At 69.8% G+C, this 10541-nt stretch carries 10 protein-coding genes; 6 read left to right on the top strand and 4 right to left on the bottom strand.

Annotated features, from left to right (window positions below; translation table 11 throughout):
• Positions 1-34 precede the first annotated feature (34 nt).
• On the bottom strand, positions 35-688 hold the full coding sequence (locus tag HNV26_RS29090) for a hypothetical protein (protein WP_253817163.1): 654 nt from the start codon (positions 686-688) through the stop codon (positions 35-37).
• Positions 689-955: 267 nt separating this feature from the next.
• Between HNV26_RS29090 and HNV26_RS29085 the strand changes: the two genes are divergently transcribed.
• Positions 956-1678, top strand: coding sequence for an RNA methyltransferase (locus HNV26_RS29085; RefSeq protein ID WP_171442877.1), 723 nt, complete (start codon positions 956-958; stop codon positions 1676-1678).
• On the opposite strand, the gene HNV26_RS29080 is transcribed toward HNV26_RS29085, so the two are convergent.
• The gene (locus tag HNV26_RS29080) at positions 1675-1935 is read right to left on the bottom strand and encodes a hypothetical protein (protein WP_171452913.1); all 261 of its coding nucleotides are present in this window, start codon (positions 1933-1935) and stop codon (positions 1675-1677) included. The genes HNV26_RS29085 and HNV26_RS29080 overlap by 4 nt on opposite strands.
• Before the next feature lie 182 nt (positions 1936-2117).
• Between HNV26_RS29080 and HNV26_RS29075 the strand changes: the two genes are divergently transcribed.
• On the top strand, positions 2118-2924 hold the full coding sequence (locus tag HNV26_RS29075) for a pseudouridine synthase (RefSeq protein ID WP_171443687.1): 807 nt from the start codon (positions 2118-2120) through the stop codon (positions 2922-2924).
• Positions 2925-2974: 50 nt separating this feature from the next.
• Positions 2975-4378: a Si-specific NAD(P)(+) transhydrogenase gene (gene sthA, locus HNV26_RS29070; protein WP_171443686.1), complete on the top strand. Its 1404-nt coding sequence runs from the start codon at positions 2975-2977 to the stop codon at positions 4376-4378.
• On the opposite strand, the gene encD is transcribed toward sthA, so the two are convergent.
• Both encD and HNV26_RS29060 read right to left on the bottom strand, forming a co-directional pair.
• The gene (gene encD, locus HNV26_RS29065; protein WP_171443685.1) at positions 4362-4691 is read right to left on the bottom strand and encodes an encapsulin nanocompartment cargo protein EncD; all 330 of its coding nucleotides are present in this window, start codon (positions 4689-4691) and stop codon (positions 4362-4364) included. The genes sthA and encD overlap by 17 nt on opposite strands.
• A gap of 40 nt (positions 4692-4731) precedes the next feature.
• Positions 4732-5094, bottom strand: coding sequence for a nuclear transport factor 2 family protein (locus HNV26_RS29060; RefSeq protein WP_171443684.1), 363 nt, complete (start codon positions 5092-5094; stop codon positions 4732-4734).
• A 159-nt stretch (positions 5095-5253) separates the two neighbouring features.
• Between HNV26_RS29060 and fusA the strand changes: the two genes are divergently transcribed.
• The 3 genes from fusA to HNV26_RS29045 all read left to right on the top strand — a co-directional run bounded on the left by fusA (position 5254) and on the right by HNV26_RS29045 (position 10524).
• Positions 5254-7368 (top strand): elongation factor G, encoded by a 2115-nt coding sequence (gene fusA / locus HNV26_RS29055; protein ID WP_171443683.1) that lies wholly within the window; start codon positions 5254-5256, stop codon positions 7366-7368.
• Positions 7369-7453: 85 nt separating this feature from the next.
• Entirely contained in the window at positions 7454-9382 is a 1929-nt protein-coding gene (locus tag HNV26_RS29050) for an ABC-F family ATP-binding cassette domain-containing protein (RefSeq protein WP_171443682.1), read from the top strand.
• A 272-nt stretch (positions 9383-9654) separates the two neighbouring features.
• Positions 9655-10524: a flagellar motor protein MotB gene (locus HNV26_RS29045; protein WP_253817162.1), complete on the top strand. Its 870-nt coding sequence runs from the start codon at positions 9655-9657 to the stop codon at positions 10522-10524.
• Positions 10525-10541: the final 17 nt, after the last annotated feature.

Raw genomic sequence — 10541 nt, 5'->3', positions numbered from 1 at the left:
AGGTCGCCCGGCTGCTGGCCCTGTGCCACCAGCATCACATCGCCGTGGTGCCCTCCGGCGGTCGCACCGCGGCGATATCCACGGGACCGGAGAAGACGACCTCCACCTCCACGCGGCCCTTCACCGTGTCGAGCTGACGCGGCACCATCCGGACGAACTGGAAGGGCGGCGTGGTGAACGTGTGTGACCAGTCCCCTACCGCGGGCGGCTTCACCACGCCCGAATCCAGCCCGACCGACGCCAGCGAGACGGCGTACTTCGTGTCGAAGGCGAAGCCCGCGCCCGACGGCTTGAAGGTCAACGTGGACGGGGAGGACCAGGAGAGGCTGCCCGGCACCTCCGGCGTGATGGTCACGACGGTGTCCTTCAACACCGAGCCATCGCTGGGGCGCACCTCCCGCGGGAACTCGATGACGATGTCCTGCGGCAGCACGTCGCTGGTGGAGACCGCGCGGACGACGGGCGTCAGCAGCTCGGGCGCGGGGGGCGTCGGCGCCTGCGCCACGGCCGTCCCCGCGTCCGCCGCCTGCGCGGCGACGGGCGCCTGGGGCTGCGTCGCGGGCGGCTCGGTGGACTCCTGTTCCTTCTTGCAGCCTGCGAGCGTGGCGCTCACCCACATGGCCGCGAGGAGCCAGCGCGAGCGTTTCGCCCACGATGGCCGCTGCGTGACGACGGACTGCGAACCCATGATTCCTCCAGAAGATGACGCGTGTTCTTCACAAGGCGTGCCGGACGAGGACACGCCGAGGAAGAGAGGGCTGTGGTCAGGCGCCCGCGGCTCTGACGCGTCCCCCGCGCGTCAGCGGACCCGCAGGGTGTCCAGGGAGCCACACCGTCCGTGGCTCCAGGGCGCCTGCGATGACTTTCGAGGCCCCCAGGCTAGCGGAGTCCGCGACGCGGCGGGACCTCCATCCGCGGTCCTCGGGCTGCGAGAAAACGCTAATGTGCCTCGCGCATGGTGCTGCCCGTCCGATTCGTCCTCATGCGCCCCCGCAACGCGGAAAACCTGGGCGCCGCCGCCCGAGCCTTGAAGAACTGCGGTCTGTCCGACTGGGTCTGGGTCCGCCCGGAGGTGGAGGACTTGGAGCCGGCGCGAAGGCTCGCCGTCCACGCCGGGGACGTGCTGGACGCGGCACGGCGCGCGGACACGCTGGAAGAGGCCGTGGCGGACTGTGTCTGGGTGGTGGGGACCAGCTCGCGCAAGGTCGAAGGCAAGCGCCGGCTCCCCCCGCGCGCGGTGGGTGAGGAGCTGGTGGCCCGGGCGCCCCAAGGGCCCGTGGCGCTCGTCTTCGGTGACGAGCGCAGTGGCCTCACCAACGCGGAGGTGGAGCGCGTGCACGACCTGTCCGCCGTGCCGACCGCGCCCGAACAGCCCTCCATCAACCTGGCGCAAGCCGTGCTGCTGTACGCCTACGAGGTCCGCGTGGCGATGCTGGAGGCCGCCGCAACGCCGCCCGGCCCGCTGCCCGCGGCGGCCACGGACGCGGAGCTCGCGCAGGTGGAGTCCACGCTGGAATCCGTCCTCACGACGGGAGGCTTCCTCGTGGACGCCCGGCCGGGCCGCACGGCGGTGCGGGACCTGTTCGCACCGCTGCGGCGCTCACGGTTGACGCGGAAGGAAGCCCGCTTGTGGCTGGCCGCGCTGCACAGCCTCCGCAAGCGTCAGCCCGCGCCCTAGACGGAGCGCGGCTTCTGGGGCAGCCCCGTCCCCTTCCCCACGCCAATCCCCCCGGACCCGGACGTCGGCGGCCCCTTGCGCCCCGCCATGCGCACCGCGCCCCAGGCGAGGACAGCGGCGGCCACGACCAGCAGCAGGACCCACAGCCACGTGGATTGGGTGGGCACGGGCTCCCCGCCGATGGGCGCCCGCGCCCGTGACTGGGCGAGCGCGAGTACGGGGACCAGGAGCGTCAGGTATGGAATCCGGGTGCGCATGTTCGGAAGGTGTCCACCGACGCACGTTCCTGCCCGCGCTCCCGAAGGGCCACGCCGGCCGCGTGGACACGGACCGTCCGGCCGGGCGTCCCCCGTTCAGGCGGCTTCAGCGCGACAGCGCCTCCAGAGCCCGTTCAACTCCCGCCCCCGCCCGAGGCCCGGCCGGGTACAGTGCCGCGCCCATGCCTCGCAAGCCCGACAAGCCGAAGCCGCCGCCGCAACACAAACGCTGGGAGGGCAAGGAGAAGCCGGACTGGCTGTCGCGCGCGCTGGCCCGCGCGGGCGTCTTTCCCCAGAAGGAAGCGGAGGACGCCATCCGCGCCGGCCGCGTCAGCATCAACGGCCGCGTGGCGAAGATGGCGCTGACGCCCGTGCCGCCGGGCGCCACCGTGAAGGTGGACGGCCTCGTCGTGCCCCTGGAGGCCCCGCCCACGCGGGTGCTGGCCTTCCACAAGCCCGCGGGCCTGCTGTCCTCCACGGAGCGGCAGCACCGCACCGGCACCGTCTTCGAGGCGCTGCTGCCCCAGCTCCCACCGGAGCTGGCTGGATACACGTGGCACGCCGTGGGCCGCCTGGACGTGGACTCCACGGGCCTGCTGCTCTTCACCAACGACGACAAGCTGGTGGCCCACGCGACGTCCCCGGACGCGCGCCTGCCCAAGCGGTACGTGGCCACCGTCTTCAGCACCGCGAGCGACGAGCGGGTGGAGCCCCTGCGCCGGGGCATGACGTTGGATGATGGCCCCGCCCGTCCCGCGAAGGTGAACGTGCGGGACGAGCACACGGTGGAGGTGACGCTCACGGAAGGCCGGCACCACCAGGTGAAGCGGATGCTCGGCGCCGTGGGCCTGCCCGTGCGCGCGCTGCACCGCGAGGCCGTGGGCGGCGTGGACCTGGACGGCATCCCCGAAGGCACCTTCCGGCTGCTGACGGACGATGAGGTCCGCGAGGGGCTTCGCTACCAGGGGCGCGCGCCCTCGGCCCCGTAGCCGCTTGCATCGGCTTCAAACGACCGGCGGGGTCGCGTACCTTCGCCTCCATGGCGGACTTCGACCTGGTGGTGATTGGCTCCGGCCCGGCGGGTGAGTGGGGCGCGGTTCAGGCGGCGCTCGCGGGCAAGCGCGTGGCGGTGGTGGAGCGGGAGCCGGTGCTGGGCGGTACCGCGGCGAACACGGGCACCCTTCCCTCCAAGACGCTGCGCGAGACGGCGCTGCACCTGTCCGGCTTCCGGGCGCGCGGGCTGTACAGCGTGGAGACGACGCTGCGGCACGAGGCCACGGTGTCCGACTTCCTCTTCCGCGAACGGCGGGTGAAGGACATCGAGCGCGAGCGCATCGCCCGCAACCTCCAGCGTCACAAGGTGGAGATCATCCAGGGCACCGGCACGCTCGTGGACGCGAACACCGTCGTCGTGCGGCGCCAGGACGCCCCGGAGCGGCGCCTCACCGGCGGCACCATCCTGGTGGCCACCGGCTCATCGCCGTACCGGCCACCGCTGTACCCCTTCGAGGACCCGCGCATCCACGACTCGGACGAGGTGCTGGAGCTCGAAAGGCTGCCGCGCTCGCTGGTGGTGGTGGGCGCCGGCGTCATCGGCTGTGAGTACGCCTGCATGTTCGCCGCCATGGACATCCCCGTGACGCTGGTGGAGGCGCGCGCGGAGCTATTGCCCTTCCTGGACGATGAAATCTCCGCGCTGCTGGGCCAGCGCATGGAAGCGCTCGGCATCCAGCGGCGCTTCGGCCAGGTGGTGGAGCAGGTGGACGTGACGCGAGGCATGGACGCCCCCATCCGGATGACGCTCTCCTCCGGCGCCGTGCTGGAGACGGATCAGCTCCTGGTCGCCTCCGGCCGCACCGCCAACACGGCGGGCCTGGGGCTGGAGGCCCTGGGCGTGAAGGTGGGCCCGCGCGGACAGGTGGAGGTGGGCCCCACGTACCAGACGGCCCTGCCCCACATCTATGCCGTGGGGGACGTCATCGGATTCCCGGCGCTGGCCTCCACGTCCATGGACCAGGCGCGCATCGCCGTGGAGCACGCGTTCGACCTGGGCGGCGTGCGCACCATGGCGCCGGTGCTGCCCTACGGCATCTACACCATCCCCGAAGTGTCGATGGCCGGCGAGACGGAGGAGGCCCTGCGCAAGCTGAGCGTGCCCTACGTGGCCGGCCGCGCCGCCTTCGCCACCAACCCGCGCGGACAGATTCTGGGAGACACGCACGGACTGCTGAAGCTGCTCTTCCACCGGGAGAGCCTCAAGCTGCTGGGCGTGCACGTCATGGGGCCTCATGCCTCCGAGCTGGTGCACGTGGGCCTCACCGCCCTGCTCACCGGCTCCACGGCCCGGCTCTTCGTGGAGACGTGCTTCAACTACCCGACGCTGTCGGAGGCCTACAAGGCGGCCACCTTCGACGCGTTGGACCAGCTCAGCGGCTGCCCCTGAGGCTGCCCACCGTGAGGCCCGTGGCGAAAGGGGCCGCTTCGTGCAGTTCGTCCGCCGAGCCCCGCGCCAGCCGGGGTGCCTCGACGGGCGCTTCCCGGGCCGGCGTGGGCGCGGCGGCGCCGCGGCCCCCCGCTCCACCGAGCAGCTCCTGGATGCGCTGCCAGCGCGCCTTCTCCTCCACCATCAGCCGGGTGAGCTCCGCGCGCGCGGACGCATCCTCCAGATCAGCGGCGGCCGCCGCCACGCGGTCCAGGAACGGCATCAGGTAACCGAAGTCCCTGTCGAATTCGCCCGGGTTCGAGTTCTTCGCCATTGGCGGCCACGCTAGCCCACTTCACGAAAGGTGGGGGACTTCAGCCGTGGTACACCCGCGAGGCGACAATCCGGCCGTCGCGCACCTCGAAGACCTCCGCCACCGGCATGGGGGCCTCCCCCGGCGCATGGCGCAGGTACTCCATGAACACCCGGTCCTCGTCCGCGGTGAGGGCCAGCAGCTCATACCGCAGCCCCGGCAACCGGGCGTTGGCCGCCTTCCACCACGAGGACAGGGCCTGCCGCCCCACCAGCCGCCCGCCTGTCTCCGGGTGCAGCACCCGGATCTTGGGGGACGTGTGGGTGGCGTCCTCGGCATAGAGCGCCACCAGCGCGTCCACGTCATAGGCGTTGAAAGCGTCCAGCCAGGCTCGGGCGAGGGAGAAGTTTTTTGTCGCGCTCATCGTTAGAAAACCCCAACTGAGAACGGCATTGAGTAGGTAGAGGTAGGCCCGGGTGGGTCAATTTCCATGCGGATTTGGCTGGAAACTACGTCCTGTGGGAAGTAGAGGCCCCGCCTGCTCTGTTCCGTCAGGCACTTTCAAGAGAAGAAGGACCGGATCGTGGCCGCCAACGCACCCATCGAGAAGATTCGAAATATCGGTATCTCCGCCCACATCGACTCGGGCAAGACGACGCTCTCTGAGCGTATCCTGTTCTACACGGGTCGGATTCACGAGATCCACGAGGTCCGCGGCAAGGACGGCGTGGGCGCGATCATGGACAACATGGACCTGGAGCGTGAGAAGGGCATCACCATCCAGTCCGCCGCCACGTTCGCGATGTGGGGCGAGTACAACATCAACCTCATCGACACCCCGGGACACGTGGACTTCACCATCGAGGTGGAGCGCTCGCTCCGCGTGCTCGACGGCGCCATCCTGGTCCTCTGCTCGGTCGCTGGCGTGCAGTCTCAGTCCATCACCGTGGACCGCCAGATGAAGCGCTACCGCGTCCCGCGCATCGCGTTCGTCAACAAGATGGACCGCACCGGCGCGAACTATGACCGCGTGGCCGCCCAGCTGAAGGAGAAGCTGAACCACCACCCGGTGAAGATGCAGATGCCCATCGGCGCCGAGGACCGCCTCAAGGGTCTGATCAACCTCATCGAAATGAAGGCGTTCTATTTCGATGGCGAGAGCGGCGAGAACATCCGTGAAGAGGAGATCCCGGCGGAGCTGCTCGAGGAGGCCAAGACGCGCCGCCAGCAGATGATCGAGGGCGTGGCCGAGGTCGACGACCAGCTCGGCGAGCTGTTCCTCGCCGACGAGCCCATCTCCAACGAGGCGCTGATCGCCGCCGTCCGCCGGGCCACCATCGGCCTGAAGATGACGCCGGTCATGTGCGGCTCCGCGTACAAGAACAAGGGTGTGCAGCTGCTCCTGAACGCCGTCTGCGCGTTCCTGCCCAACCCCAAAGAGGCGACCAACGAGGCGCTGGACCAGAAGAACAACGAGGCGAAGGTCATCCTCGACTCCGACCCGGAGAAGCCCTTCGTTGGCCTCGCGTTCAAGCTCGAGGACGGCCGCTACGGGCAGCTGACGTACATGCGCATCTACCAGGGCCGGGTGACGAAGGGCGACTTCATCATCAACCAGTCGAACCAGAAGAAGGTCAAGGTTCCGCGCATCGTCCGCATGCACTCCAGCCAGATGAACGACATCAACGAGGCCACCGCGGGTGACATCGTTGCGCTGTTCGGCATCGAGTGCGCGTCCGGCGACACGTTCACCGATGGCGCGGTGAACTACACGATGACGTCCATGCACGTCCCGGACGCCGTGATTTCGCTCGCCGTGGCCCCGAAGGACCGCTCCACGCTGGCCAACTTCTCCAAGGCGCTCAACCGCTTCACCAAGGAGGACCCCACCTTCCGCGTGCACCGCGATGAGGAGTCCGGGCAGACCATCATCCGCGGCATGGGTGAGCTCCACCTGGAGATCTACATCGAGCGCATGAAGCGCGAGTACAACTGCGAGGTCCAGGCCGGCAAGCCGCAGGTGGCGTACCGGGAGACCATCAGCCAGAAGGGCGAGTTCGCGTACACGCACAAGAAGCAGACGGGCGGCTCCGGCCAGTTCGCGCGCGTGTGCGGCTACATCGAGCCGCTGCCCTCGGACGCGGTGCAGCAGTACGAGTTCGTGGACGACATCGTGGGCGGCACCATCCCCCGCGAGTTCATCCCGGCCTGCGACAAGGGCTTCACCGAGGCCGTGAAGAAGGGCAGCCTCATCGGCTTCCCCGTGGTCGGTGTCCGCGTGGTCATCAACGACGGCGCCTTCCACGCGGTGGACTCGTCCGAAATGGCGTTCAAGACGGCCGCCATCATGGGCTTCCGTGAGGGCTATGCCGCCGCCAAGCCCATCATCCTCGAGCCGATGATGAAGGTGGAGGTCCAGGCTCCCGAGGACTTCCAGGGCTCCGTCGTGGGTCAGCTGAACCAGCGCCGTGGCACCATCATCTCCACCGAGTCGGCCGATGGTTACGTCACGGCGGTGGCCGAGGTGCCGCTGAACACCATGTTCGGCTACTCCACGGACCTGCGCTCCGCCACCCAGGGCAAGGGCGAGTACACGATGGAGTTCTCCCGCTACACGCCGGTGCCCCGGAACGAGTCCGAGGCCCTGATGGCGGCGTACAAGGAGAAGCTGGCCGCCGAGCAGGCCGCGCGCAAGTAGTCCGCGCATCCGCCACACTCTGGCGGTAAGGAAGGCGTCCCTCTTCAATGAGGGGCGCCTTTCGCCTTTTCAGGAGTCCAATCCCGTGACGCTGCTCCGCGCCGCCAACGTTCAGCTCAGCTTCGGAAGCCGCACCGTCTTCCAGGACCTCACCTTCACCATCGAGGAGGGGGAACGGGTGGGCCTGGTGGGCGTCAACGGCTCCGGTAAGTCGTCGCTGATGAAGATACTGGCCGGGGCCGCCCGCGCCGACACGGGCGAGCTCCAGCTGCGCCGCGGCGCCCGCGTCACCTACCTGCCCCAGGAGCCGGAGTTCCCCGAAGGCGCCACGGTGGCCTCCGAGCTGTCCGTGTCCCAGGGGCCGCTGAAGGAGGCGCTGACCGCTCACGCGGAGCTGGCGAAGCGGATGGAGTCCGCCCCGGCGGACGAGCAGGAGAAGCTGATGGCGCAGTTCTCCGCGCTCAGCGACCGCATCGAGCAGATGGGCGGCTGGGACACCGAGCACCACGCGAAGACGCTGCTGGACAGGCTGGGCGTGAAGGACTGGGACCGGCCCGTGGCGCAGCTGTCCGGCGGCCTGCGCAAGCGCGTGGCCATCGCCCGGGCCCTGCTGACGCGGCCGGACCTGCTGCTATTGGACGAGCCCACCAACCACCTGGACGCGGACACGGTGGACTGGCTGGAAGAGGAGCTGGACAAGCTGCCCGGGGCGCTGCTGCTCGTCACGCACGACCGGTACTTCCTGGACGGGCTGGTGGACCGCATCGTCGAAATCCAGCCCGGCGCGGGCGTCACGTCCTACCCCGGCAACTACCAGGCCTACGTGGAGCAGAAGCTGGTGGCGCAGGAGAACGCCGCGCTGGCGCAGCACAAGCGCGAGCGCTGGATTGCCCAGGAAGTGGCCTGGCTGCGCAAGGGCCCGGAGGCCCGCCGCACCAAGAGCAAGGCCCGCATCGAGCGCGCGCAGAAGCTGATGGCGGAGAAGGGCTTCGAGCGCCCCAAGGTGGCGGAGCTGCGCGTGGCTGCGGCGCCCCGGCTGGGCCACACCGTCATCGAGGCAGAGGGCGTGAACAAGGCCTTCGGCGACCGCAAGGTGCTGGACGGTGTGAACTTCCGCCTCCAGCGCGGCGAGCGCGTGGGCCTGGTGGGCCCCAACGGCGTGGGCAAGACGACCTTCCTGCGCGTGCTGTTGGGCGAAGTGGAGCCCGACGGCGGCAAGCTCGTCATCGGGAAGAACACGAAGGTGGCGTACTACGACCAGAGCCGGGCGCAGCTCGACCTGGAGGCCACCGTGTACGAAGCGGCCTCGCAGGGCGAGGACTGGGTGGAGCTGGGCGACCAGAAGATTGCCCTGCGCGACTACCTGGACGACCTGCTCTTCCCCGTGCCCATGCAGCGCATGAAGGTGAAGGCGCTGTCCGGCGGCGAGCGCAACCGGCTGCTGCTGGCGCGCCTGTTCCTGGAGGGCGCCAACGTGCTGGTGCTGGACGAGCCCACCAACGACCTGGACATCGTCACCCTCAACATCCTGGAGCGGCTGCTCCTGGACTTCGGGGGCAGCACCCTGCTCGTCACGCACGACCGGTACTTCCTGGACAAGGTGGCCACCAGCATCCTCACCTTCGAAGGCGAAGGCCGCGTCACCCGCTACGAAGGCAACTACGCCATGTACCGGCGGCTGAAGGAGCAGGCGGACGCGAAGGCCACGGCCCCCGCCGCCCCGAAGCCGGGCCCCAAGCAGGATGAGCCCGCGCCCACGCCCGCCAAGGCCGCGCGCAAGCCCGGCAAGCTCTCCTACAAGGACCAGCGCGAGCTGGACGGCATGGAGGCCACCATCGAGGCCGCCGAGTCGCGCAAGGCCGGCCTGGAGGCCCAGCTCGCCGACCCGGCCGTGTACAGCAACGGCCCCAAGGTGGCGGAGGTGCAGAAGGAGCTGGACGCCGCCGTCGCCGAGGTGGACCGGCTGTACACGCGCTGGCAGGAGCTGCAGGACCTGGCCGCCGCCAGCGCGTAGGCGCCCCGCGCGTCTGTCCATTCCCAGCCATGTCTGGGAATGAGACTTCGCGGAAACACGGGGAGAATCCGGACGGCGGGCCCGTCAAGCCGGCAAGTTGTTCGGAACCCCGATACTTGCTGGCCGCAAGGGTAGGCGTGCCACCCTTGCACGGGGCTGGCGTGTCGTGCGACTCGTGCGGGACTTCGGGCCGTCGCATTCACGTCGTGTTTCATTGGAGGCGCGTCTTGCCGTCCCGGCCTGCGCTTGCGCTTGTCTCTGTGTTGTCTTCGTTGGCCCTCTTCGTTGGCCCCGCTGAAGCGCGGGCCCAGGGCCGGTCGCTCCCCTCCTTCAACCTCCAGCGTCTGGAGTTGGACCCCGCGGCGCTGGGCTCGCTGATGGTGGGCACGGGCCGCACGCTGCCCCAGGGGGCGCTGCGGATGTCCGTCCAGGGGCACTACGAGCAGCTCCCCTTCATGTTCCAACGTCGATGGGAGCCGGGGAGCGGCCGTGGCCTGGTGGAGGACCGCTTCACCATGGACCTGACGGCCGCCTACGGCGTGCTGCCGTGGCTCCAGGTCGCCGCGGAGGTGCCCTTCATCGTCAGCCAGGGGGGCACGCGCTTCCGGGACTTCAACGCCCCGGAAGGCTCGGGAATGGGGACGCCGTGGCTGGGCCTGCGCGCGGCGCTGAAGCGTCAGGACTTTGGCTTCCAGTTGGCGGCGGACGTGTCGGCCGCGCTCCCGGTGGGCAGCACGGCGCTGCTGGCCCGGGACGACTACGCGGTGCACCCCCGCCTGCAGGTCGGGTTCCTGGCGGAGACGTGGCAGGTGGGCGGTGAGGCCGGCGTGCTGGTGCGAAAGAAGCACGAGCTCTCCAGCGTGTCGGGCTTCTCCCAGGACGTCATCGGCAGCGAGCTGCGGCTGGGCGCCACGGTGACGTCGCGGGCCGGTGAGAGCACGCGCGGCGAGGTGAGCCTGGTGGCGGGGCTGCCGCTGCAAGGTGGCCGTCCGGGCGGCGAGCTGCTGCTGGCCATCCGCAAGCACGCGCTGGCCTGGCTGGACCTCTACGTCATGGGCGGGCCGGGCGTGGGCGCCGGCATGGACACGCCCACCTTCCGCTTCGTGGCGGGCGCCTCGTTCTCCACCTTCCGGGTGGACTGAGGCGCCCCGCCCCTCGG

Origin of the sequence: Myxococcus xanthus (genome assembly GCF_013116825.1) — a bacterium.
GTDB lineage: Bacteria > Myxococcota > Myxococcia > Myxococcales > Myxococcaceae > Myxococcus > Myxococcus xanthus_B.
Note: the sequence above shows the minus strand (reverse complement) of the source record. Positions and strands in the feature narration are given on the sequence as shown.

Bases quoted from the DNA above. Each gene is read 5' to 3' on its own strand.
- HNV26_RS29090 (WP_253817163.1), bottom strand. From the start codon at position 688: ATGGGTTCGCAGTCCGTCGTCACGCAGCGGCCATCGTGGGCGAAACGC.
- HNV26_RS29085 (WP_171442877.1), top strand. From the start codon at position 956: ATGGTGCTGCCCGTCCGATTCGTCCTCATGCGCCCCCGCAACGCGGAA.
- HNV26_RS29080 (WP_171452913.1), bottom strand. From the start codon at position 1,935: ATGCGCACCCGGATTCCATACCTGACGCTCCTGGTCCCCGTACTCGCG.
- HNV26_RS29075 (WP_171443687.1), top strand. From the start codon at position 2,118: ATGCCTCGCAAGCCCGACAAGCCGAAGCCGCCGCCGCAACACAAACGC.
- sthA (WP_171443686.1), top strand. From the start codon at position 2,975: ATGGCGGACTTCGACCTGGTGGTGATTGGCTCCGGCCCGGCGGGTGAG.
- encD (WP_171443685.1), bottom strand. From the start codon at position 4,691: ATGGCGAAGAACTCGAACCCGGGCGAATTCGACAGGGACTTCGGTTAC.
- HNV26_RS29060 (WP_171443684.1), bottom strand. From the start codon at position 5,094: ATGAGCGCGACAAAAAACTTCTCCCTCGCCCGAGCCTGGCTGGACGCT.